This window comes from Paenarthrobacter sp. E2MeOHC11 (assembly GCF_058744955.1).
On sequence record NZ_CP196673.1, the window covers coordinates 1,144,561 to 1,168,332 of the forward strand.

The following is a 23,772-nucleotide window of genomic DNA, read 5'->3' on the forward strand; positions in this document are numbered from 1 at the left end:
TTCAGGTTCAGCTGACGAAAATCTCAGGCGACTCGGACATTGGAGCGGTGGCGCGAAGAGTGCCAGGGTCCGGCATCGGCGGGGCTTTGGAACGGTACACATGCCCCGTGGGCGTGCGTAATTCCACGGTATGGACGTCCCCGGACACGGCGTTGGCGCTCCAGCCGGTGTTTTCTTTGGTGTGGTTGCAGGCTTCGCAGAGTCCGGCCCCGTTGGCCAGGGTGGTGGTGCCGCCGGAGTGCCAGGGGACGATGTGGTCGATATGGCGGATGGGCGCGTCGCAATACGGGGTGCGGCAGGTGTCATCACGGGTTTCGATGAAGCGTCTGAGCCGCGGTGGAAAGAGCCTGGCTTTGGAATCCATGGTCAGGAGATCTCCCGTGGCAGGCGCCGTATAAAGCCGGCGAAGCCAGACCTGGAACTCGCGATCCTGCTCCGGCGGGGCATCCCCAACCCGCGGGACATCCCTGCCCGGCGGGACATCCCGGTCTGGCGATGATCCGAAGCCCTGCCGTAGCGAGGGGTCTGGGACCGGCGGTCGCTTTTGGCGTGGTGCGGGTTCGACGCCTGCTATTGGCCTGTGTCCTGGTGATGCCGCTTCTCCCGCGCCGACCAGTTTCCGGGCCCACCCTGCTGGGACAATTCCGTAGCCCTTCACGCGTGCGGGTTCGGCATCGCCCTGGAAGAGGGTTCGGTCGGTCATGACGAGGTCCAGGTTGATCCCTGAGATCCCTCCCGGTGTACCGGTGATGCGCTCGACGAGGGTGTCGGCCATGACCTGGCCCCGGTTCCGGGGATCACCGGCCGAACGGGCAGAATCAGCCCGACGCGTGAGCGCGGCATAGACAGCCACTCCCTGCGCGACCGGCAGCAGCGCGGTCAGGTACGTCATGGTGTCCGGCGCTGGACGCAGACTCACGGTCCGCTCGGTGACAGCGTGGGAGGCACGCTTCACCACCGACCGCGGATCACGCCGGTACGCGGCCGCTTTCGCTGCGGCAATGATCGCTTGATCCCCGGCGCCGTCGAAAGTTCCGGTGTCCGCGGCGAGTTCTTCATCCACCGCGCACCTGTCCTCCACAGACAAGCACGCCGTTTCCCTGACCAGCAGCGTCGCCCGCCACTCATTCAACTCCCCCGACTCCAGCGCCGCCAGAGTCCTCGGCATCTCCACCACCAACGCCTTCGCCAACCCCAACAACCGGGACCCACGATTCGGGGACTCCCGCCGAGCCAACGCAACCTGCGCCCCAACACCCTTACCCCGCTCGGACACGGGCACACCAGCCTCGGCCTGCTCCTGCCGCTGTGCCAGATCCAAAGCCACCGCGATCCTCGCCTGCAACCCGGTGACGGCGGACTTCAGATTCTCCAACCCGCGGATCTGATCGATCAGCTCCCCGCTGTCGGTGCCGAGGCGGACTGCGCCCAGGAGTGTGATGAGGTCAGAAACCCGAGGTCCGGATCCCCTGGACGGCGGCCGTTGGGCGCGAGCGAGAGCCTTGCCTGACGGCGTATGAGTGGCTCGAATCTGCTCCATGCCTCAACTCTTCCAGCCGGCACGCAGCACCATCAGGCCCCAACTTCCCTATGTGGAAAACCCGCCCCAAGACCGCCCCAAGACACGAGTGAACCCAGCTCGATGAGCGTTGGTTCCGCCGGCAAAGAGCCGAGATGCCGCCCCACGCAGGCCGTACCCTCGAGCCGGGAGCGGCTCCACCCGCAGCCCAACCCAGACCAGTCATAAATGCATGGCATTCTGCCCGCTCCTTGCGCTGAAGCGTGACTCCGGTCATACTAAATGAACGCTATTCATTTAGTGACTGTCGTCTCACGGAGTACTTGCCCCCATGATTGAAATTGCCAGCCTGGAAGCCCCGACTTTCCTGGCCCGTACCAAACGGGGAGCCCACACCCCAACGCACCGCGCGGCACCGCACAAGCACAAGCACGGACCTCTATCCAAAGGAGCCTCCGCGTGAGCTCTTGGCGCACGCCGTCCGAGACGGCGGCGTCATCGCCTGCAGATTCAACGACCCCATGGGCGAGAAAGCGCTCCGCATTCTCGCCGATGCCTACCCCGGACGCCGCGTGGTCAGTGTTGACGCGTCGGAACTCTTCGCCCGGGGCGGCCGCATCCACTGCATTACGCAGCAACAGCCTTCGGCCATCTAGAAAGGGCCTCTCATGAGCCAGACAATCCGCCGCAGCGGCATTGACGCTGCGAAGTCGCACGACATCAGCGGCAAAGGACTGAAGACGGGGCAGTTGGGGCTCCTCGCCGTCGTCGTTCTTGGCATTTCAACCATCGCTCCGGCGTACACACTAACGGGCGCCCTTGGCCCGACAGTCAACGAAGTCGGGCTGCAACTACCCGTCATCTTCCTGATCGGGTTCATTCCGATGATCCTGGTCTCGCTCGCGTACCGGGAGCTCAACGCGGACTCCCCGGACAGCGGCACCACGTTCACCTGGGTCACCAAAGCATTCGGCCCCTGGGTGGGCTGGATGGGTGGCTGGGGCCTGCTCGCGGCCAACATCATTGTGCTGTCCAACCTCGCGGGCGTCGCCGTGGACTTCTTCTACCTGTTCCTGGCGCAGGCCACGGGCTCACCCGAGCTCGCCGACCTCGCTTCGGACAAACTCCTGAACGTTGCCACATGTTTCGTCTTCGTGGCCCTGGCGGTGTGGATCAGCTACCGCGGACTGCACACCACCAAGATCGTCCAGTACGGTTTGGTGGGCTTCCAGCTGCTGGTCCTGGGACTGTTCGTGGCCATGGCTTTCGCCAACTGGTCCACCTCCGAGACCGCTGTTCCGTTCAGCTGGGACTGGTTCGACGTCACCAAGATCGAGACTTTCGGCCAGATCGCGGCCGGCATCTCATTGTCGATCTTCGTCTACTGGGGCTGGGATGTCTGCCTCACTGTGAACGAAGAAACCGCCAACGGCAAGAAGACGGCCGGCCTTGCAGGCACGCTGACCGCAGTGATCGTCCTGGGCATCTACCTGTTGGTCACCATCGCCACCATGATGTTTGCCGGAGTCGGCGATACGGGAATCGGCCTGAACAACGCCGACAACCATGCCAACGTCTTCACGGCACTCGCCTCCCCGGTCATGGGTCCCTTCGCGATCCTCATGTCCCTGGCGGTGCTGTCCAGCTCCGCCGCCTCCCTGCAGTCCACGTTCACCTCGCCGTCGCGCAGCCTGCTGGCCATGGCGCACTACGGCGCCCTGCCCGAGCGCTTCAGCCACATGAGCAAGAAGTTCTCGACGCCGGGCTTCGCCACCGTTGCGGCCGGCGTCCTGTCGGCGGGCTTCTACGCAGTGATGCACGTGATCAGCGAGAACGTCCTTAACGACACCATCCTGGCTTTGGGCTTGATGATCTGCTTCTACTACGGGCTGACGGCGATTGCCTGTGTTTGGTACTTCCGCAACAGCGTGTTCTCCAGCGCCCGGAACTTCTTCTTCCGGCTCGTCTGCCCGCTGCTGGGTGGCGTAGGCCTGTTCGTGGTCTTCCTGCAGACCGCCGTTGACAGCTGGGCTCCGGAGTTCGGCAGCGGCTCGGAGATCTTCGGAGTGGGGCTCGTGTTCGTGCTCGGCATCGGGATCCTGGCGTTGGGTGCCGTGGTCATGCTGATCATGTCCCGTGTCCGCCCGGGCTTCTTCCGCGGCGAGACCATCCGGAAGGACACCCCGGCCCTGGTGGTACCGGAGTAGACGCCCCCCCCGGTACGCCTGCGTCGAGTTCGTGGGAAAGCGGCCAGTTCGCAGGGAAGTCTCCGGCGAACTGGCCGCTTTCCCGCGTTGTGGCGAACTTCCCGCGTTGTGGCGAGCAGTGGCCGAACCTCCTACCAGCGATGGGCGACGTCCACCACCAGGCGGGACCCGCCGTCGGGCCCGTCCAAGGTGAACACCCGGAACGGAAGCCGGGCACGGACGCCCAAGCCGATGCTCGTGGTGCCCTCGAAGCTGCCCGCGTAAACCACCTGACGGAACGTCTGGTAGCCCGACACGTTGGAAAGCTCTGCCTTGGCTGCAGGCAGGTACGTGGGCTGGCCGTACTGGTCGTGGGAGGGTGCCGTTACCACTACTTGCAGGTCAGCGTCCCCGAGAACCGGGATGGGATAGCCAGTGGCGTCCTGCACCACCACCGGCACATACTGCACCGAATAGCCAGCCACTTTGCCGGTCATGTCAATCACCAAACGGTCGAAACACGGCTGTTGGCCGGTGCGGACGTTCGTGACGTTGGCGGAACTCATGTCGGGATCGGCCTTGGCCAAGGAACCCCACGCGATTCCGCAATATGGCGCTGCCGAGGCCGGCCCCGGTGCCGCCAGACCGAGTCCGGCAGCTGCCAGGACGGCTGCCAAACCCGCTCCTAGTTTCCTCATTTTTTGTGCCCCCTTCAGGCGAAGTTGATACTTCAACTGTAGGAGCGCATGCGGGGTTTGAACGGGTTGTGGCCGCTTCGGCGCGCAACCGTTAAGCGCGCTGTCCAGTGATCACAGGAGGGTCGTCGAAAGCCCGAAACAGCCGCATTCCGCGGCTGTTTTAAAGGTCTCCGCGCACTTTTTCGTGATCGAAGATAACGAGACCCTGGCGTTATCTAGCCCTCGCAGTCCTTGCAGAACTTCAGGCCGTTCTTTTCCAGCGCAATCTGGGAGCGGTGGCGGACAAGGAAGCAGGAACCACAGGTGAATTCATCGGACTGTTCCGGGACCACAATGACAGTCAGTTCTTCACCGGAAAGGTCGGCGCCAGGAAGGTCGATTCCTTCGGCGGTATCGTTTTCCTCGACGTCGATCACTGCAGTCTGCGCACTGTTCCCACGGGATGCCTGAAGGGCTTCAAGCGATTCGGCGGGAGACTCTTCTTCTGTCTTGCGCGGGGCGTCGTAATCAGTAGCCATTGAAGGTTCGCTTTCGTTGCTGCATAGTGCCTATACCGGCACCTCAGTGAAGCAGTTTAGGGCATACTACCCGCGATAAACGAATAGTGTGCCCAACGCAACATACTGCAGCTTTTCGAGCTGGTTCCAGCGCTAAATACGGGGCCTTTCCGCGTGCGATCGGATGGCTCGTGCACTGGCTACCGTGACGCCGCTAAGTGCCGGCAGCCAGGTCAGATCGCTTCTGGCTCCGTACCCCGCTCCGGCGTCTTCCTCCGTTGAAGGGTCCACGCAATCCAGAACATAGGCCGCCTCGATCCACGCCGCCAGGGTGGTGCCGATGCGGGTTGCCAGGGAGGCCAGTGATGAGATCATGCCGCAAACGTACCCAGCCCTGATGTGGACGCCGTTTCTGCTTCGTCACAGGCTTGTTAACTCTGGCGCCAATCAGTCCTGCAGCGCCTGCTCCACGATGTACTCGGCGATGGCCATCGACGACGTTGCCCCCGGCGATGGCGCGTTGCGCACCAAGACCGTGTCCCGGCGTCGTGCGATCACAAAGTCATCCACCAGCGAACCGTCACCGTTCATGGCCTGGGCCCGGACGCCGCGCGTTCCGGGGAGGATGCCGGCGCCCTCCAGCGAGGGAACAAAGCGCATCGCTTCCCGGATGAACTTCTTCCTACTCACGACGGTCCGGAATTCACGGACGGCAGAGGGCACGTTCTGGCGGGCAAAATTCCAGAACCCCGGGAAAAGCGCGTAATTCAGGATGTCGGAAAAATTCACCTCATTCCACGCGTAGGATTCACGGCCGAACGAGATAAACGCATTCGGCCCGAGCATCATCTCACCGTCGATGCGCTTGGTGAGGTGCACACCCAGGAACGGATGCCTGGGGTCTGGCACAGGGTAGATCAAGCCCTTCACCTGGTCCCGGGCTTCCTGGCCCAAAAGGTAGTACTGCCCGAAGAACGGCACGATCCGCGGGGTGGCCGGCTCGCCGGTTGCCTCGGCGAGACGGTCGGACTGGAGGCCCGCGCAAGCCACAACGAGGTCATAGTGATCCCGCCCGCCCTTCGTATGAACCACCACCCCACTGCCTTGCTGTTCAAGCCTTGTCACCTCCTGCCCAAGCCGGATCGTTCCGCCCATGGCGCGGACGTCGTCGGCGAGCGCCTGGGTAATGGCCGTATAGTCGACGATCGCGGTTTCCGGAGAGTGCAAAGCAGAAAGTCCGACGGCGTTCGGCTCCACCTCGCGTATTTGGTCACCGTGCAGCATTCGCGCACCCGGCACGCCGTTGGCCGTAGCGCGGGCGAAGATGCTGTCCAGCCGCTTTGATTCCTCAGGCGTCTGGGCGATGACCAGCTTGCCGCAGGCCTCGTAGGGAAGGTTCTTCCTGGCGCAGAATTCCTGCAGCAACTCCACTCCCCTGCGGCACAACCGTGCCTTCAGCCCGCCGGGCTCGTAGTAGAGGCCGGCGTGGACCACGCCCGAGTTGTGGCCGGTCTGGTGAGCAGCGAGGCGGTCTTCCTTCTCATAGACGGTGACCTGGGCGCCGTCGAGCTTGATGGCGAGCTCCCTGGCCACCGCAACGCCGATGATTCCGCCGCCCACCACGGCGCAGCGCTTGACGGCCCGTATGCGTGAAGGGCTGGGCCTCATCGGTGAAGGGCTGGACATGGCACTCCTCGTCGTTGGGGATCGGTCCGCGTCAGTCACAGCATTTCACGGGGCGGTCCGAAGCAGGCACAGGGCACGCAAAAGGGGCGGCACACGTGGTGCCGCCCCTTTATGGTGATTCTCCTGTTGCTATGCAGCCTTGGGCTGGTCGAAACGCTGGCCGGCCGGGTTGGACGGCAGGAGTGCCAAGACGAATACTGCCAGCGCTCCAAGACCCGGGATCAGGATGAGCAGAGCAAGCAGTCCACTGAAGTTTCCGTCGTGCAGACGGCGGATGAGCAGCGCGATGGACGGGACGATCGTAGCGAGGCCCCAGATGCCGAGGAGTGCGTAGAACACGTATGCTCCACCACCCAGGACTACCGTGCCTGAGTCACTAACGGTTGCACCGGCGGCTCCAACAACTCCTGCGAGGATGTTGAAGACCGAGCTGACGATGACCGAAACCAGCGTCCACCACCAGTATTCGCTGCGGCTCGCGCGGCCGGTGAAGTCGGCGTACTTCTTGAAGAAACGCTTAACGGCGGCACCGATCGGTGCGCCATAGTACGGAGCCCACAGCGGCGGCTCGCCGGCCTCTGCTGCATAGGGCTGGGTCTGTTGCGGTTGTTGAGGATAGCTGGTCATTGGTATTTCCCCCGGGGTAGGTGTGAATCATTGAGATGGGTCGTACTCAGTGATGAGTCGTGCCCATCGTAATGCCCCCCGCGCCAATTAGGCAGTTCGTTGGATGAAATTAACCCCGATTTAGCCCAGTAACGGAATATGTCGCCATAAAACGCTCCAACATTTCCTCTTTTCCCGAAGCTCTTCAGGCGACCGTAAAGACGTCGATCTCCACCGAACCCGGACGGCGACGCCCATTTCCCACCGTGACCACGTGGTTCAGCCAGTTCAACTCCGGGGCTGCGGTGGAAAACCGTGGAGTGCAACGGAAGTAGATCAGCGCGGGGTCCACGTCCTCGCCACGGTTGAGCCGGGCGATGTCTTCCGCAGCCCCAAACCGGAGAGCCAGGTTGTGGACATGGACCACGGCTCCTCCATCAAGTTCCACCGCATATCTGGCGTCCAATTCGGTCAGTTCGGCGCTGCGGAGGACCTGGTAGTCAGCGCCGGCGGGCAACACGCGTCCGTTGAATCCAGGGCCGGCTACGGTCCCGCCAACAATCGGAATGATCCGCCGATGCCCCTGGGGCGTTACCCCGACATCAATCGGCGCCCCCACCTGGACGTCCAACGTTGCGAGGAACGTCAGCGCGGGTGGCTCCGGAAAGGTGGTCACTGGGCGTAGTGCTTCCGCAGGTCCATCTTCCGGATTTTCCCGCTGGCCGTGCGCGGCATCTCCTCCACGAACACCACGGACTTGGGAATCTTGTACCTGGCCAGCCGGCTCTCCAGATGCGAGCGCAGTTGCTCCTCCGTGAGAGTGGCACCCTCACGCAAAGTGACGATGGCCCGGGGAACTTCACCCCACTTGTCGTCGGCAACTCCGATCACGGCCACGCTCCCCACAGCAGGCAGGTCCGCGATGGCTGCTTCCACCTCGGCCGGGTAGATGTTCTCGCCACCGGAAATGATCATGTCCTTGATACGGTCCGAGACGAACAGGAAGCCTTCTTCGTCCTGGTGGCCCATGTCCCCCGAACGGAACCAGGAAGAGTCAGCGTAACTGTCAGCGGTGGCCTCCGGCCGGTTCCAGTACTCCTTGATGACGTTGGGGCCGGAAATCTGGATCTCCCCCACCGCGCCTAGGGCAGCAACACCGCCCAGGGGATCCGCAATCCGAACATCCGTGAAGAAGTGCGGCAAGCCGGAAGAGCCAGCCTTTTCCTTGGAGCGGGACACGGGCAGCATCGTCGCGCCGGGCGCGGTTTCGGTCATGCCATAACAACTCGTAAAACCAATGCCGCGCTCCTCATATGCGTCCAGCACCCGTTGCGGAACGGCAGAACCGCCGCAGGTGAGCTTATCCAGGGAGGCGAGGTCCGCCGTCGACCATTCCGGATGATCGCAGAGCATCTGGAAGGTGGTGGGCACTCCGTTGAGGGTGGTGACTTTGTGTTGCCCGATCAGCTCGAGGACGCGGCCTGCGTCGAACTTGGTTTCGAGCACCACTGTGGCGCCCTTGAGCAGCATCGGCAGCAGGCCCATATCCAGGGAGGCCACATGGAACAACGGTGAAATCATGAGCGCAACATCGTTGCGGTTCAAGTCCATGTCCACCACCGTGTTGAAGCAGTTCCACGTGATATTGCCATGCGTCAAGAGCGCACCCTTGGGCTTGCCGGTGGTGCCGGAGGTGTAAAGAATCATGGCGCCGTCGTCGAGGGTTACGGCCTGATCCAGCGGCATCCCGGCCGCTGCAGCGATCACCTCGCCATAGTGCTCGACGCCGGATGGCAGCTCAACAGCGGAACCGGCAGTGCCGCCGTCGGGCGCCACCACAAGACGGTGGGTTACCAGTGTGTCCTTCACGGACGCGGACGCCACACCCTCCAGGGCATCAGCGTTGATCAGGAGCCGGGCGCCCGAGTCCTCCAGCTGGAACTGCAATTCCGGGGCGGCAAGCCGCGTGTTGAGCGGAACGAAGATCGCTCCGAGCAGTCCGCAGGCAAAGAAGGTTTCCACGAAGGAGGGGTGGTTTTCGCCGAGATAGGCCACCCGGTCCCCCTTGGCCACTCCCCTGTCCCTGAGGGCGTTCGCCAATTGATCGGTCCGTTCGGCGAGCTCGGCGTAGCTCAGGACATGAATGCCGGAAATGAGCGCCGTCTTGGCAGCCGACTTGGCGCGGCGGCGGTGCAGCCAGGATCCAACTCCGTTGTTGTCCATGGTGCGGTACTCCTAACTGACCGTGGAAAGGTCGTTGTTCTTAGACTCCCGCGTCAGCAGGATGAAGACAATCGACACCAGCGACATGACCGACAGGAACACCACCACGGGGACGATGCTCTGGCCGGCGTCCTTGTAGAGGCCGGCGACGATCCCGGGTGTGAAGCCCGCCCCGATCAGCGTGGCCAATTGGTAGCCGACAGCCGCGCCGGTGTAGCGGTTGGTGGTGCCGAACTGTTCTGACACGAACGCAGCGAGGGGTCCGTACAGGGATGAGTGCAGAATGAGCGCCACGGTGAAGGCCAGGAAGATGAGGCCGATGTTGCCGGAGCTGAGCATCCCGAACATTGGGAACAGGTAGAGGATGAACAAGGCCAAACCGGTGACCATCACCGGACGGCGGCCGAAGCGGTCGGACAGCCTGCCTCCCAGGAGGACAAACAGGATGGAGATGGCCGAGGCACCCGCGAACGCATAGAGCACGCCCTGCTGCGGTGCGCCCTTGGAGACCGCGTAGGTCACGGAGAACGTGGGCAGTACTACCTGCAGTCCGAAGCCCGCGGCGCCGGCGAACATGATCATGATCAGTGCCTTGGGACGCTTCAGGACTTCGAGCAACGGGATCTTGCGCTTAGTACCCTGGGCACTTTCCTTCGCCACGGCCTCGGCGAAGATGGGGCTCTCGGAAACCCTGAGCCTTACGAACATGCCCACGATCAGGAGCACGAAGGACAACAGGAACGGCACGCGCCAACCCCATGCCAGGAAAGCGTCCTGTGGCAGCGCTGAGAAGATTCCCATGACAACGGTGCCGAGGACCGCGCCGGTGGGAGCTCCCGCGTTCACGAACGACGCCGCGAAACCGCGTCGCTTGGGATCCGAGTGCTCCAAAGCCATCAGGGCGGCTCCACCCCATTCGCCTCCGACGGCGATTCCCTGGCAGACCCGCAAGACCACCAGGATCACGGCACCCCAGGGGCCAATGACGTTGGCGCCCGGAATCAGGCCGATCAGGGTGGAGGCGATGCCCATCATGGCCATGGACACGATGAGCATGCCCTTGCGTCCGATGCGGTCACCGAAGTGGCCGAAGATGATGCCGCCCAGAGGCCGGGCAACGTAGCCCGCAGCGAACGTGGCGTAAGCAGCAACGACGCCCACCCATTCGTCCGTACCGGCGAAGAACACTTTGGGGAAAGCGACCGCCGCCGCAGTTGCGTAGAGCAGGAAGTCGTAGAACTCGATGGTGCTGCCCAGATAGCTGGACAAGATGACCGTGCGCGCTTCCTTGCGCTTTGCGGTCGTGCTCGACGTAGCGAGCGCAGTATGTCCTGACATGGCTGTTCCTTGGGAGAGGAGGGGTGGGTTTCTTAGCGAAGGAAAGCGGGTTACTTGTAGAAGCGGGCGAGGAATTCGGCGACGACGGCGGGGCGTTCCTGGCCCTCGATTTCGATGGTGGCGTTGACCTTGATCTGGGCGCCGCCCTTGACCTCGGTGACTTCGGCGATGCTGCCCTGCATGCGGACCTTGGACCCGACCTTCACCGGGGAGGTGAAGCGGACTTTATCCAGGCCGTAGTTGACCTTGGTGGTGACCCCTTCGACGTCGAAGAGTTCGCCCCAGAACGGGATGATCAGGGACAGGGTGAGGAAACCGTGCGCGATCGGGGCGCCGAACGGGCCGTCCTTGGCCCGTTCCGGGTCGGTGTGGATCCACTGCTGGTCGTCCGTCGCGTCAGCGAACAGGTTGATCTGCTGCTGGGTGATCTCACGGTAATCGGTGGTGCCGAGGTCCTTGCCGGACATGGTGAGCAGGGTGTCGAAATCGACGACGAGATTGGGCATCTTTGCCTCCTGTTGAGTGTTGGTTGAAAAAGAGCGTTGGTTGAAAAGCTGCGTTGCTTAGCGGGTGAAAGCGCCCTCGCCGGTGAGGGCGCGGCCGATGATGAGGGCGTTGATTTCGTGGGTGCCCTCGTAGGAATAGACAGCCTCCGCGTCGGCATGAAAACGCGCGACGTCGGCGGCGAGGGTGATGCCGTTGCCGCCCACGACTTCGCGGGCCAGAGCCACGGTTTCGCGCATCATCAGGGACGTCTGCATTTTGGCCAGGGCCGAATCCTGGTCCCGGTAGATCCCCCAGCCCTGCTGCTCAGTCAACCGCACCACCAACGACAAACTCGCGGTGATGTTGCCCAGCATGCGGGCCAGTTTCTCCTGGACCAGTTGGAACGATCCCAGTGACCGGCCGAACTGCTGCCGTTCCTTCACATAGGCCAGGGCGGCTTCGAACGCGCCGGCCTGGATGCCCGTAGCGATCCAGGCAACATCGGATCTCATCGCCCGCAGCATCGCCGCGACGTCCTTGAACGAATTCACGTTATGCAGGCGCATTCCCTCCGGAACCCGGACACTGTCCAGGGTGATGTGGGCGTTCTGCATCATCCGCAGCGAAGTCTTCCCCTGGATCTTCTCCAGGGACACCCCTGCGGCGGCCCTGTCCACGAGGAACGCTTTGACCTGACCGTCCGCGACGTCACGGGCGAACACACACAACACATCCGCCGTGGAGGCTCCCCCGATCCACCGCTTCGCACCGTCCAGAACCCAGCTACCGCCGTCGGATCCAGTTCCGCCGTCGGGGTCTGTTCCTGGGCTTGGTTCGTAGCGGGCGGTGGTGGCGAGCCCGCCGGCGATGTCCGACCCATGGTCCGGTTCGGTCAACGAGAAAACGCCTTTGAGGGAGAAGTCCAGGACCCTGGGCATCCACTCCTTCTGCTGCTCCTCGGAGGCACCGACGCGGATCGCGGTCCGGAACAAACCAGACTGGGCGTTGAACCACGTAGCCAATGAAGCATCCGTGCGGGCGAGCTCGAAATTCCGGAACCCGTGGAAGATGCCCCGAGCGGGGGCCTCAACGGTCAGCTCGGCCGGCTCCATCAGGTCAAGATCAATCAACGGCCGGGCCAACTGCTCAGGGAACTCCCCACGTTCCCAATACTCGGCCAGCAACGGCTTCGCCGCGGTATCCAGGAAGTCCCGCAAGCGGCCCAAAACCCGGCGCTCTTCGGTGGTCAGGAGCGCCTCGGCGTCGTACCAGTCCGCGACGGAGTACAGCCGCTGCTCCACACCTGTTGCTGTCGTCGTGGTGCTCATCCCAAGCCGCCCAGTCCCAGCAGCTTGACGGCGTTGTCCTTGAGGATCTTCGGGCGGACCTCGTCCTTCAAAGGAAGGTCCGCGAACGCGCCCAGCCACTTTTGCGGGGTGATCAGCGGGAAGTCCGTGCCGAACAACACCTTGTCCTGCAACACCGAGTTCGAGGCTTTCACCAAGGATTCCGGGAAGTACTTCGGCGACCACCCGGACAGGTCGATGAACACGTTGGACTTGTGCGTCGCGATCGAGTTCGCCTCGTCCTGCCACGGCACCGAGGGGTGGGCCATGATGATCTGCAGGCCAGGGAAATCAGCAGCCACCGCATCGAGCAACAACGGGTTCGAGTACGCCAGCTTGATCCCATGCCCGCCCGGAAGACCAGCCCCCATACCGTTCTGGCCCGTGTGGAAAATACACGGCAACCCCAACTCCTGCAGGGCCTCCCACAACGGGTAGAACACCTCGTTGGACGGATCGAAACCCTGCAACGAGGGATGGAACTTGAAGCCGCGGGCACCGAGCTCAACAACCTGATGCTTCGCCCCCGCGATCGCGTCCTCCCCGGTCCTAGGGTCAACACTGCCGAACGGAATCAGCGCATCATTATTCCGCGCAGCTCCGGCAATCAGCTCCGGGATGCTGTTGGGCTCATGCTTGAGCTGCGTCCGGGCATCCACCGTGAAAACGACCGCGGCCATGTTCAGCTCCCGGTACACCTCCGCGATCCTGTCCAGCGACGGAGTGCGGTCCTCGGACTTGAAGTACTTCGCCGAAGCTTCCGTCAACGCCTCCGGGAGTGAGCCGTGCCCGCAGCTGTCCACCTCGAGATGGACATGCATGTCAATCGCATCCAGCCCGGAGGCGTCGATGCCTAGTTCGTAACGCTCACCCATGATCAGCGCGCCTGAACCGCTTCAGATTTAGCCGGCTCGGGCTGCAACTCCGCGGGCAAGGGCAGGAATTCCTCCCCGAAGCTCTGCAAAGCATCCGCACCAAAGAGGGAGCCGGCATTCTCCTGCAGTGCCTCATAATCCCAGCCGCCCTCGCAGTACTCAGTGCTCGCCGCCGTCGGGTGCGTCCAGACCTGCAACCGGTCACCACCGGCACCGATCGCCTGGCCCGTGATCCCCGCGGCCTCATCAGAGGCGAGGAAGGCAATCAGCCCGGCAACGTCGTCGGCCGTTCCAAAACCAAGATCGTGGCGGAAGAACGACGGCATTGCCTCGCCACGCTCGTCAGCCTCGACAGCTTTCTGGAAATACGGGACCGTCTTGGTCATTGCCGTTGCCGCCACCGGAATCACCGAATTCACCGTCACCCCGGCCCTCTTCATCTCCAGGGCCCACGTGCGCACCATGCCGACGATGCCGGCCTTCGCCGCGGCGTAATTGCTCTGGCCAAAGTTGCCGCGCTGGCCGGTCGGCGAACCAATCGTGATGATCCGGCCGGGGATGTTGTTCTCCTTGAAGTACGCAAACGCCTCACGGACACACGTGAATGTGCCTTTCAGGTGGACGTTGATGACGACGTCAAAATCCTCATCCGTCATCTTCAACAAGCTCTTGTCCCGCAGAATCCCGGCGTTCGTCACCAGAATGTCCAGCCCGCCAAACGCCTCCACAGCACCGGCCACCAACGCCTTCGCAGCATCCGTCGAACCCACCGGAACCACCACCGCCGTAGCCCGACCGCCGTCGGCCTCAATCAGCGCAACAGCCTCCGCCGCAGTCTCAGCATTCACGTCATTAATCACGACGGCGGCACCCCGGCGGGCGAGTTCCCTCGCGTAAGCGAGTCCAAGACCCTGCCCACTCCCAGTAACGATTGCAACCTTGCCGTTCAAGCTCATGGCGTGCTCCTTCGCATGCAGTAACCGGCTGACGCCGGTGGGGCCGATCCCACAGCATCGTGAGATCCTTGTCATGATCAATGAGAATACGGATCATTGAAAAAGTCAACGATTGTTTTTCATTACTATTGGAGTTGTCATGGGCCCGCAAAGCACCGAAGTGGAAACCCCGCGCCTGGCCGCAGCAAAAATCGGCAGTGATGTGGGCCTGTTGCTGGCCAAACTGCACGCCACGGGTTCGCTGCTGAACAACAAGGCGCTGGCGGATTACGGACTGAGGGAACGCTCATTTTCCGTGCTGACTCTCGCGTGCAGCGGGCTGGAACCCACGCAGCGGGAGCTCGCTGATTTCCTCAGCCTGGACCCAAGCCAGGTGGTCAGCCTCGTGGACGATCTCGAACACCGCGGCCTGGTCACACGAGCCCAGGGCAAGCAGGACCGCCGGGCGAAGATCATCGTCTCCACAGCCGAGGGCCGGCGGATCCACAACAAGGCGCGGGCCGCGCTGGAAGTTTGCGAGGAGACGCAGCTCGCCGCATTGACCGACGAGGAGAATGTGCAACTGAGGGCGCTGCTCAAGAAGGCGCTCTGGGGCTAGGCACGCGCTACAGCCCGAATGGACTTCTGCACAGTCATTCGGGTAGATCGTGGGCGGTTGTCCATATCGGAGGGCGAGCGCATGTGTCAGGATCAGTGACCATGAACCTTCCGCTCTTCCACGATCCCCTGCAGGGCTCCGTCAGCGTTGACGCCCCAGTGCGTGATCCCAAGATTGGACGCGACGCAGCGTTCCGTCGCGATCCGCAGCTCCGTGCCACTCCTCCTAAAGCCAGGCCGGCGGGCCATGAATCAAGGCCTCACCGAAGCGCCCGCCAACGCGAGGTAGCCAAGGTAGCCGACGACCTCCGGGCCTTGATGGCCCGAACGGCCGCCAAACACTGACCTGTTTGCGGGGTTGCTCTAGGCCAAGCGTCCGCGCACAATTTCGCTGACGGTCTTGCCGTCGAAACGACCGGCTACCTTGGCGGTGACGGGCTTCATGACGGCCCCAATGGAACGCATGGAAAGTTCCTGGCCGTCGGCCTTCAGGGCGTCGATGGCTTCGTCAACGATGGATTCCACTTCTTCCCGGGTGAGTGCCTTGGGAAGGTATTCCTCGATGATCTCCGCTTCTGCCACCTCGGCTGCCGCCCGGTCCGCCTCGCCGGCCTCGGTGTAAATACGGGCCGTATCCCGGCGCTTCGCAGCTTCCTTCTGCAGCAGCGACGTCACTTGCACGTCGTCGAGTTCCACAGGGGTCTTGCCCGACTTTTCGCGGGTGGTGATCTCACCCAGCACGTTGCGCACCGTGGTCAGCGCGATCTTGTTTCCGGCTTTCATGTGGTCAACGACGTCGGCCTTCAGGCGTTCTTTGAGGGTCATGATGCTCCTTGTTCGGGATTCCTACTCATATCTTCGCAGCTTGCGCACACCCTCGACCCGAAGGACGTGACATCATGGCTTCCCGCTGGCCGCCTGCTCGGGTGGTTCCTTTTCGATAGGCCCGCTGACCACCACTTGGGCGGGGCTGTGAAGGATGTATCCGTTGAGCCACGAAAACAGGGCACGGATCTTTTGTTGCAAGCCCGACAACAGGGCCAGATGTACCAACAGCCATGAAAGGAAGGCAAAAACGCCCTGCAACTGGATCCGTTTGCGGCCGAGCTCCGCAACGGCGGCACCCCGTCCGATCATCGCCATGTACCCCTTGTCGACGTACCGGAACGGGGTACGGGTCCCACCCTTGAGATCCGCAAGGATGTTTGATGCGGCCCACTTACCTGCCTGTTGAGCCACCGACCCCAGCTGCGGCAACTTCGCACCCGTGGAATCGGTGATGTTGGCGCAATCCCCGACGACGTACACGCCCTCCACATCCGGAGCAGTCAGGTCCGTATCAACGTCAATGCGGCCCCCTCTCCCCTGGGTCAGCCCGGAGCCGGCAATAAGATCGCCCGCTTTCAGGCCTCCTGCCCACACCACGATCTGGCCAGGTACGGAACTCCCATCGGCCAAGGTCACGCCGTCAGCGCGGACCTCGGTAACACCAACTCCCATGTGAAGTTGGACCCCCACCTTCTTCAAGTGTTCTGTTGCGTAGCTCTGGGATTTTGAGGAGAACATGTTCAACACGCTGGGAACCATGTCCACGAGGTGCACACGGCAGCGCGCTGCGAGCTCCGGCGAGAAGTATTTGCGAACCACGTACTTGACGTTCTCGGCCATTGCCCCGGCGGTTTCAACTCCAGTGGGGCCGCCTCCCACCACTACTACATCCACGGAACCGTCAGGCTTTCTGTCCGCCTGGTCCAGCAACCGCGTCAGGCCTGTGCCGAGCCGGGTGGCGTCGGTGACGGAATACAACGGGAAAGCCAGTTCTTCCGCCCCAGGGGTGTTGAAGAAGTTCGGGACGGCCCCGACAGCAATAACCAGGATTTCGGCGCGCATCGTTTGGCCATCAGCAGTTGTGACCGCCCGCTCTCCCGCATTGACGGAGTCCACCTTGGCGGTCAGGACTTTCACCGTCTTGTAGCGGCGGAAAACTGAACGCAGCGGCCGGGCGATGGCCGACACGCCAATTTGGGACGTCGCTACCTGATATAGGAGTGGCTGGAACTGGTGGTAGTTGTTTGAGTCGATCAGCAAGACGCGCACACCCTTGCGGCCAAGTTCTTTGGCAGCTGCAACTCCGGCGAATCCGGCACCGGCAATGATGACCTGATATGAGTCCTCCATGCGAGCAACCTACTTCACCGCGGGTTCCGGGAACAGGGTTCCCCGATCGCCGTCGTGCGTTTATTCTCTGGGCCGGAGGGTACCCAGTGGGTAGTGTTCTGCATTCGGCAACGCACGCGGGGGAGTGATCTTTGTGAACGAGGACGGGCTGACGGACGCGGTGCAGGAAGCCGGTGCCGTGGAGTTGCTGCTGATCCGGCACGGTGAAAGCGAAGGCAACGTGGCCGCGACAGAGGCGAGCTTGGCCGGAGCCGAGACCATCCAGGCGACCACGTCGGTGCTGAATGCGTCGATCACCCGTTACGTGCGTCCGTCGGGTGCAGGCCCTTGGGAACTGGAGAGTTTCAATGTGGCTGACCATCTGGCCGAGCAGGGAGTGGCAGTGACCGAACATGCAGGGGACGCCAATGTCCACCCGCAGTGAATCCGGTGCCACCATCCTGGTGACGCCCTCGCTGCTGCGTGACTGGCCGTTGCCGGAACCGGGCGAGGACAAGTACTCGCGGGGAGCTGTGCTGGTGATCGGAGGGGCCCGGCCTGGACGACCTCGATCTGGCTGAGGCACTGCTGCGGGCGATGCTCGAAAGGGAACAGTCCGACGGCGGCGCCGGCACCGAGGGAGGGCCCGCCGTCGTGCTTGATGCTTTTGCCCTGGGAGTGCTGGGCAGGATCGAGGACGAACTCGAACCGTGGCGGGGACGGCTGATCCTGACGCCCAATCCGACGGAGACCGGCATATTGCTGGGTCGGGACGTGAAAGACCTCGAACGCGATGTTGCCGCTGTGGCAGATCGGTTTGATGCCGTGGTGAGCTGCCAGGGCGTCATTGCCGAGCCGTCGGGCGCCGGCGCGAAGTTATGGAAGATCACCACCGGGCGCGGCGGACTGGGGACGTCCGGCAGCGGTGACGTTCTCGCTGGCGCCGTCGCCGGGCTGCGGGCGCGGGGAACCAGCGACGCGCAGGCCGCCTGTTGGGGAACCCACCTTCACGCTGCGGCGGCGGACCGTTTGGCCAGCAAGCTCGGCCCGCTGGGTTTCCTGGCACGCGAACTGGCCGCCGAACTGCCGGCACTGATGCTGGAGCTCAACACCTGAGCCCTTAGCGACGTACCCGGTAGATCAAGTGGGTCACCCGGTTACCCGGAACGATCACCGGATCGTCAAGCATGATGTCGCCATCGAGCTCTCCGAACCACCGTATGCCGCTCCCGAGCAGTGCCGGCACGAGGTCCACACGCAGTTCGTCGACCAGCCCGCGGCGCAAGCACTGCTGAACGACGTCCGCGCCCGCGACGCCAATTTCTCCGCCTGCCGCGAGGTCGGCAGCACGATCAAGTGCCGATTCCAGGTCCGCGGCGAACTCGAACGGCACGGGCCTGCCGTCCCGCCTGATGGGCGGCCAATCCGCCGGGGGTTCGCGGTGGGTCAACACCACCGTCGGCGATTCGTTGGGTGGATGCCCGCCCCACCCTTTCGTCATGTCGAAGATTCGGCGGCCGGCGATGAACGCGCCCTCGCGCGGCAGGGAGGTCCAGTACGCAGCATCGGCCTCGCTGAGGTGGAACGGAACAGGGTGTCCCGGCATCCAGGTTTCAACGCTTCCGGCCTCGTACCAGTCGAATAGGGGGCCGATCCCGTCATCGTCGCGGGCAATGAAGCCGTCGAGGGACATCGAAAACTGGGCGGACACACGGCTGTTCCTGTACATGCAATCAGTGTCGTGGCAGCGTCCCGGTTGTCAAGGCTGGAACCATCAACTGACAGCGACGTACGACGGCGACGCGTCCGCCCGCTGGAGCGTCGCCGTCGTACTTTCCGCCTTGGTGGACGGCCCCTAAATGGCGTTCCCGAACTCGCGGATGGTGATTCCGGTGAAGTTGGCCGGGCCGCCGTCGGCATAGAGGGAAATCCCTGTGTCGCCGTCTGCGAAATGCACCTGCTGGGAGACCACCGTATGCCCGGAGTTCACAAACACCTCCACACTTTGCGTGTCAACGAATATGCGCAGGTGAACAGACCGCGCGTTGGCGTCGATGGGTGCTGCAGCGCGCGTGTACGGCGCCAGTGCGTAGCCGCTTTGGTCCGAGGGTGCGCGGTCGACGTACAGTTCAGCACCGTACTTCCCGATGTTGGTGTGGCGCGCGCCATCCGGCGAGCGGCCCACAGATACCCCAACGTTCGCGGCCGTGTCCCAGGAGATATCGAGCTCCAGTTCATACGCCCGCCCGCCCCACGGCAGTACGAAGCTGCCGTTGACGCTGCGATCCGGAAGGGTGGTGGTGGACGTGACGTAGTTGGAAAGCGCCGGGACGGGGGCGCTGAGCAAGGTGTACCAGCCACCCGATTGGCGCTCAAGCCTGAGTTCGCGCGTGATGGAATTCTGTCCGTTGTAACCATCGGATACGTCCGTGGGCACGTCGCGGGCCGCGTATTTCCAGTTGTTCATCCACGCGGTGGCAAGGCGCTTGGTCTCAGGTGCTTCCACGGCCGGCCAGGTCACGGCGGCGTACCAGTCCCATCCCCAGTCAAGCGACTGCGGCGTGAGGTTGTCCGCGATGAACGCTGTGCCGTTCCATGAACCTGTCCAGTAGGCAAAGGTCATGGGCAGGCCAATGCTGTAGGCGTCCATGCTCGCGCCAAACACCCAATGCCGGGTGCCGTCTCCGGCGGTCATCTCGAAGAGGTCCGGGCATTCGATGCCGCCCAGGGCGTGGTTGGGGAAGTCGAAGTTGGACTTCCATTGCCAGTCCCTCAGGTTGGGAGAGGTGTAGAAGGCAGCGTAGCGGGCCCCGCCGATCACACAGACCCACTCGTTCCGCGCCGCATCCCAGTGGATCTTAGGGTCACGGAACCATTCAGCGTTCTCCACCTCGGCGGGGGTGGTGGCCGTTCGTCCGTCAGTGTTCACGATCACCGGGTCAGGCAATGCGGTAAAGGTGTAGCCGCCATCCGTGGACCAGTAAAGATACTGTTCCTGGAATTTCCGGATGCCGTCCGTGGGTTGGGTGGCGAGCGCGATCACGGCGCCCGCCCCGAAGCCTGCCGTGTTGGCGGTGTCCACGACGGCCGATCCCGACCACACCGGGAAGTCCGGCTGCAGTGGCATCACCACGCCGTGGTGGGTGTACGACACGCCGTCACTCGTGGTCGCGTGGTCCCATCCGCCCGGTCCGTTGTTCTGGCCGGAGTGCAGGTAGTAGAGCTGGTAGGCACCGTTGGTATGAACGGGACGCTGCGGATCACACAGCCATCCCGATGGCGGAGTCATGTGGTAGATCGCCCGGAGGGATGCCTGGGCGTGCGCTGCTACAGGGACGGCACTGGACATCAGGAGTGCCAGTGCGCCAACTCCTGCACCTTGCAGGGCAGTGCGGCGAGAGATGTCATACGTCATTGATTCGTTTCCTCTCAAGGTTTGACAGGCACGACGGCGCGCCAAACGTCATTCGGCGGTAATGAACGGGCGCGGGCTGCCGGATGCGGTTCCGGGGCAGCCTGATGCTGCACGTCATGTGGGAGAGCTGGATCGGTACTCGTGGCCTGGTCCGTACGGCTCAGCATCGAGCGGTCCGGTAAGTCATCGGTTACGCAGGACATTAGTGGCAGGGGTTCCGACGGTCAAGCGTTTTAGCACCACTACTTTTACTGAAAATGAATTTTGCTAAAACGCTTGAACACTGATGGTTTTCACGCTAGCTTACGAGTGATCAAACGCTTTAGCAGAATGGACATCAGCGCAGATGAAACGCTCAGTCTTCTTCCAACCCGCCGACGGATGGGTTGGGGACCTCATCCCCTTCGAGAAGGACGGGGAGTTCTGGCTCTTCTACCTTCACGAAGACCGCTCCGACCCGAAGCCCGGAACCTCATGGAACCTTGTTACCACCAAGGACCTCACGCAGTTTGAGGACCACGGCGTTTCCCTGCACCATGGCAGCGAAACCGACCTGGACTTCAACGCCTATACCGGCAGCATCGTCACGGACGAGTCCGGCATCCACCACTTGTTCTACACAGGCCAGAACCCCCGCAACCTGGGACCCGACGGCGCGCCGCTCCAGCTGGTCATGCACGCCACGAGCACCGATGGCATGCGGACCTGGCAAAAACACCCGGAACTGACTTTCGGCGCTCCGGACGGTTACGAGTCCGGTGACTGGCGGGATCCCTTCGTGTTTTGGGATGACAGCAAGTCGCAATGGAGGATGCTGTTGGCAGCCCGGCATTCCACCGGGCCTGAACGGCGCCGCGGAGTCATCGCGCAGTGTGTGTCCAGTGATCTGATGACCTGGCAGCATACCGAGCCGTTCTGGGATCCGCGCCGTTACATCACCCACGAATGCCCGGACGTGTTCGCGTGGGGTGACTGGTGGTACATGGTGTACTCCGAGTTCTCGGAATCGTTCACCACCCGCTACCGGATGGCCAAGAGCCCGGATGGGCCATGGATCGTGCCGGACCTGGACAGCATCGACGGGCGCGCCTTCTACGCGTCAAAGTCCGCCGAGCGCGACGGGCGACGATTCTTCTTCGGATGGATCGCCAGCAAGGAAGGCAACCGCGATCAAGGGCCGTGGCAGTGGGCTGGCACCATGTCCGTGCTGGAAGCCCGCCAAAACCCCGACGGGACACTCGCTTTCTCCTTCGCGGATGAGCTGGTGGAGAGCTTCTGGGACGACGTTCCGGTATCCCTGACCAGCGCGTTGCCGGCCCGGCTGGCCGTGCCGAACGGATACTCCGCCCTGATCTCCGCGGAAGAGCTGCCGGATCAGTTCTACGCCAAGGTTGTGCTGGACATCGCGGCCAACACCACCGAGTGCGGGCTGCTGCTCCGCTCAAGCCACGACGGCGACCATTCCTACGTCCTGCGTCTGGAACCCAAGCGCGGCCGGCTCGTCTTCGACCGCTGGCCGCGCACCATCACAGGCGATGCGCAGTGGCACGTCTCCGGCGACGTCCCGTTCGACGTCGAACTGGAGCGGCCCTGTGACCTCACCCCGGGCGTGCACACCCTTGAGGTCATCGTCGACGGCGACATTTGCGTCGCCGTCGTCGACCGTCAGGTGGCGCTCAGCGCCAGGATTTACGACCTCGCTTCCGGACGGATCGGCGTCTTCGCCGGCGAAGGAAACGTCACTGTCACCGAACTTGAGATACGTCAGCGCACCGACAACTGAATACTCCGCCCTACCCCAACCAACCTCTGTTCCAATCAAGGGAGATTGCCGCAATGAAGAAACTATTCCGTGCTGCCGCCGTCGCAGCCGTCGCAGCCTTGGCGTTGACGGCCTGCGGCGGCGGAGGGAGCACCAGCGACCCCGCCAACGTCAGCCCCACCGGGGAGATCAAACCCCGCGAAATATCGTGGCTCCTCTCCAGACCCGCCGATGGAGCGGTGATCAACATCATGAAGAAGCTCGCCGATGACTACGCCAAGGACCACCCGGGCTTCGCACTGAACCTCATCACCACCCCGGACCGCCCCTCCTACATCCAGAAACTCGAAACCCTGGCCGCGGCAAACAAGCTCCCCGAGCTGTTCGACACGGACGCCACCCCCTTCGCCCAGCAGCTGGCGAAGCAAGGCAAGATGGTGGACGCCGACAAGCTGCTGAAGTCGCTGGACCTCTATGACGACTACCGCCCCGGCGCGCTGGACTACCAACGCTTCGACGACGGCTCCCTGTACATGATCCCGTTCCAGTTCGAGCTGGAATTCATCTGGTACAACAAGGCCTTGCTGGAAAAAGCCGGCGTGGCTGTGCCTGCGTCCTTGGACGACGTCCCCGCGATGTGCACCGCTTTGCGCAACGCAGGAATCACGCCGATCGCCATCGACGGGCAGGACCAGTGGCCGCTGGAACGCTACGTCGCGTACCAGCCGTTCCGGGCCGCTGGACCGGATTTCGTCCAGAAACTGAAGAAGGGCGAGGCTGCGTTCAGCGATCCCGCGGGCCAAAAGACTGTTCAATGGATGGCTGAACTCGGTAAGGCCAAGTGCTTCCAGGATGGTTTCTCCGCGCAAGGCTACTCGGACGCGCAGAACCAGTTCACCTCCGGCCAGGCCGCGATGTACAACATCGGCACGTGGGAGCTGCCCAGCCTGGCAACCGACAAGCTCAACCCCGATGTCCGGGACGACATCGACTTCTTCACCCTTCCCACCACGTCGGGTTCCGTGACGGCGGCCAACGAGTTCGTCTCACCCTCCGGCATCGGCATGGCAGTGAACTCAAAGACGTACGATCCGCTGGTCAGCGACTTCCTGAAGTTTGCTTTAGAGAAGTACCCGGCAGAATACGCGGCCACCGGAGCGCTCTCCCCCACCACCAATGTGCAGACAACCGTCCCCGCGAACGCCACCCCGCTGTATAAGAAGGCACTCGAAACGGCCAACACACTCGGGGAGAAGCAGGCCATGCCGTGGGACACCCAGCTGGATCCCACCACCAACGGGCGCCTGCAACAAGAGCTCGTCCTCCTGGTCCAAGGCAACATCACGCCCGAACAGTTCACCAAGACCATGGACGACGCCATCAAGCAGAACGCGCCCAAGTTCTTCAAGTAAACCCAAGCGGCGG

The 23,772-nt window shown here is 62.9% G+C and carries 23 protein-coding genes and 2 pseudogenes; 8 read left to right on the forward strand and 17 right to left on the reverse strand.

The genetic code is table 11. The features are described 5' to 3' along the window. Positions 1 to 7: 7 nt before the first annotated feature. Positions 8 to 1,540, reverse strand: coding sequence for an HNH endonuclease (locus tag ACSSVG_RS05250; RefSeq protein ID WP_492417701.1), 1,533 nt, complete (start codon positions 1,538 to 1,540; stop codon positions 8 to 10). 452 nt (positions 1,541 to 1,992) lie between these two features. On the opposite strand from ACSSVG_RS05250, the pseudogene ACSSVG_RS05255 reads away from it, so the two are divergent. Continuing rightward, positions 1,993 to 2,175, forward strand: a pseudogene (locus ACSSVG_RS05255) (agmatine deiminase family protein); the annotation flags it as partial. Positions 2,176 to 2,187: 12 nt separating this feature from the next. Continuing rightward, a complete protein-coding gene (locus ACSSVG_RS05260; protein WP_492417703.1) occupies positions 2,188 to 3,726 on the forward strand; it encodes an APC family permease in 1,539 nt (512 codons plus the stop codon). 131 nt (positions 3,727 to 3,857) lie between these two features. On the opposite strand, the gene ACSSVG_RS05265 is transcribed toward ACSSVG_RS05260, so the two are convergent. The 12 genes from ACSSVG_RS05265 to ACSSVG_RS05320 all read right to left on the reverse strand — a co-directional run bounded on the left by ACSSVG_RS05265 (position 3,858) and on the right by ACSSVG_RS05320 (position 14,416). Further along, positions 3,858 to 4,403, reverse strand: coding sequence for an AMIN-like domain-containing (lipo)protein (locus ACSSVG_RS05265; RefSeq protein WP_492417705.1), 546 nt, complete (start codon positions 4,401 to 4,403; stop codon positions 3,858 to 3,860). Positions 4,404 to 4,618: 215 nt separating this feature from the next. After that, entirely contained in the window at positions 4,619 to 4,921 is a 303-nt protein-coding gene (locus ACSSVG_RS05270; protein WP_090820569.1) for a DUF4193 domain-containing protein, read from the reverse strand. 132 nt (positions 4,922 to 5,053) lie between these two features. After that, the gene (locus ACSSVG_RS05275; protein WP_492417707.1) at positions 5,054 to 5,275 is read right to left on the reverse strand and encodes a hypothetical protein; all 222 of its coding nucleotides are present in this window, start codon (positions 5,273 to 5,275) and stop codon (positions 5,054 to 5,056) included. Between the two features lie 72 nt (positions 5,276 to 5,347). Continuing rightward, the gene (gene lhgO / locus ACSSVG_RS05280; RefSeq protein ID WP_492417708.1) at positions 5,348 to 6,586 is read right to left on the reverse strand and encodes an L-2-hydroxyglutarate oxidase; all 1,239 of its coding nucleotides are present in this window, start codon (positions 6,584 to 6,586) and stop codon (positions 5,348 to 5,350) included. Between the two features lie 129 nt (positions 6,587 to 6,715). Then, positions 6,716 to 7,213 (reverse strand): DUF805 domain-containing protein, encoded by a 498-nt coding sequence (locus tag ACSSVG_RS05285; protein ID WP_231340978.1) that lies wholly within the window; start codon positions 7,211 to 7,213, stop codon positions 6,716 to 6,718. Between the two features lie 184 nt (positions 7,214 to 7,397). After that, positions 7,398 to 7,868, reverse strand: a complete 471-nt coding sequence (locus tag ACSSVG_RS05290; protein WP_231340979.1) for a DUF3237 domain-containing protein — start codon at positions 7,866 to 7,868, stop codon at positions 7,398 to 7,400. Continuing rightward, positions 7,865 to 9,415: an o-succinylbenzoate--CoA ligase gene (gene menE / locus ACSSVG_RS05295; protein WP_492417711.1), complete on the reverse strand. Its 1,551-nt coding sequence runs from the start codon at positions 9,413 to 9,415 to the stop codon at positions 7,865 to 7,867. The genes ACSSVG_RS05290 and menE overlap by 4 nt, the downstream gene beginning before the upstream one ends. Positions 9,416 to 9,427: 12 nt before the next feature. Continuing rightward, the gene (locus ACSSVG_RS05300) at positions 9,428 to 10,753 is read right to left on the reverse strand and encodes an MFS transporter (RefSeq protein ID WP_231340981.1); all 1,326 of its coding nucleotides are present in this window, start codon (positions 10,751 to 10,753) and stop codon (positions 9,428 to 9,430) included. Positions 10,754 to 10,803: 50 nt separating this feature from the next. Continuing rightward, the gene (locus tag ACSSVG_RS05305; RefSeq protein ID WP_178996173.1) at positions 10,804 to 11,259 is read right to left on the reverse strand and encodes a MaoC family dehydratase; all 456 of its coding nucleotides are present in this window, start codon (positions 11,257 to 11,259) and stop codon (positions 10,804 to 10,806) included. A 57-nt stretch (positions 11,260 to 11,316) separates the two neighbouring features. Beyond that, on the reverse strand, positions 11,317 to 12,567 hold the full coding sequence (locus ACSSVG_RS05310) for an acyl-CoA dehydrogenase family protein (protein ID WP_492417714.1): 1,251 nt from the start codon (positions 12,565 to 12,567) through the stop codon (positions 11,317 to 11,319). Continuing rightward, entirely contained in the window at positions 12,564 to 13,460 is an 897-nt protein-coding gene (locus tag ACSSVG_RS05315) for an amidohydrolase family protein (protein WP_492417716.1), read from the reverse strand. The genes ACSSVG_RS05310 and ACSSVG_RS05315 overlap by 4 nt, the downstream gene beginning before the upstream one ends. Before the next feature lie 2 nt (positions 13,461 to 13,462). Then, positions 13,463 to 14,416 (reverse strand): SDR family NAD(P)-dependent oxidoreductase, encoded by a 954-nt coding sequence (locus ACSSVG_RS05320; RefSeq protein ID WP_492417718.1) that lies wholly within the window; start codon positions 14,414 to 14,416, stop codon positions 13,463 to 13,465. 139 nt (positions 14,417 to 14,555) lie between these two features. Between ACSSVG_RS05320 and ACSSVG_RS05325 the strand changes: the two genes are divergently transcribed. Further along, positions 14,556 to 15,014, forward strand: coding sequence for a MarR family winged helix-turn-helix transcriptional regulator (locus ACSSVG_RS05325; RefSeq protein ID WP_231340986.1), 459 nt, complete (start codon positions 14,556 to 14,558; stop codon positions 15,012 to 15,014). A gap of 101 nt (positions 15,015 to 15,115) precedes the next feature. Next, positions 15,116 to 15,358, forward strand: a complete 243-nt coding sequence (locus ACSSVG_RS05330; protein WP_231340987.1) for a hypothetical protein — start codon at positions 15,116 to 15,118, stop codon at positions 15,356 to 15,358. 18 nt (positions 15,359 to 15,376) lie between these two features. On the opposite strand, the gene ACSSVG_RS05335 is transcribed toward ACSSVG_RS05330, so the two are convergent. Both ACSSVG_RS05335 and ACSSVG_RS05340 read right to left on the reverse strand, forming a co-directional pair. Continuing rightward, a complete protein-coding gene (locus ACSSVG_RS05335; RefSeq protein ID WP_231340988.1) occupies positions 15,377 to 15,838 on the reverse strand; it encodes a GatB/YqeY domain-containing protein in 462 nt (153 codons plus the stop codon). Between the two features lie 72 nt (positions 15,839 to 15,910). Next, positions 15,911 to 17,191 (reverse strand): NAD(P)/FAD-dependent oxidoreductase, encoded by a 1,281-nt coding sequence (locus ACSSVG_RS05340; protein WP_492417720.1) that lies wholly within the window; start codon positions 17,189 to 17,191, stop codon positions 15,911 to 15,913. Between the two features lie 133 nt (positions 17,192 to 17,324). Between ACSSVG_RS05340 and ACSSVG_RS05345 the strand changes: the two genes are divergently transcribed. Beyond that, positions 17,325 to 17,615, forward strand: a complete 291-nt coding sequence (locus ACSSVG_RS05345) for a hypothetical protein (protein ID WP_492417722.1) — start codon at positions 17,325 to 17,327, stop codon at positions 17,613 to 17,615. Next, a pseudogene (locus ACSSVG_RS05350) lies at positions 17,599 to 18,286 on the forward strand (ADP-dependent NAD(P)H-hydrate dehydratase). The gene ACSSVG_RS05345 and the pseudogene ACSSVG_RS05350 overlap by 17 nt, the downstream one beginning before the upstream one ends. Positions 18,287 to 18,290: 4 nt before the next feature. Here the strand turns inward: ACSSVG_RS05350 and ACSSVG_RS05355 are convergent. After that, positions 18,291 to 18,899, reverse strand: a complete 609-nt coding sequence (locus ACSSVG_RS05355; RefSeq protein ID WP_492417724.1) for a dihydrofolate reductase family protein — start codon at positions 18,897 to 18,899, stop codon at positions 18,291 to 18,293. 126 nt (positions 18,900 to 19,025) lie between these two features. After that, positions 19,026 to 20,585, reverse strand: a complete 1,560-nt coding sequence (locus ACSSVG_RS05360; protein ID WP_492417726.1) for a glycoside hydrolase family 32 protein — start codon at positions 20,583 to 20,585, stop codon at positions 19,026 to 19,028. 346 nt (positions 20,586 to 20,931) lie between these two features. On the opposite strand from ACSSVG_RS05360, the gene ACSSVG_RS05365 reads away from it, so the two are divergent. Both ACSSVG_RS05365 and ACSSVG_RS05370 read left to right on the forward strand, forming a co-directional pair. Then, positions 20,932 to 22,368, forward strand: a complete 1,437-nt coding sequence (locus tag ACSSVG_RS05365) for a glycoside hydrolase (RefSeq protein ID WP_492417727.1) — start codon at positions 20,932 to 20,934, stop codon at positions 22,366 to 22,368. 53 nt (positions 22,369 to 22,421) lie between these two features. Continuing rightward, positions 22,422 to 23,759: an ABC transporter substrate-binding protein gene (locus ACSSVG_RS05370; RefSeq protein ID WP_231340994.1), complete on the forward strand. Its 1,338-nt coding sequence runs from the start codon at positions 22,422 to 22,424 to the stop codon at positions 23,757 to 23,759. The last annotated feature ends 13 nt before the right edge of the window (positions 23,760 to 23,772 follow it).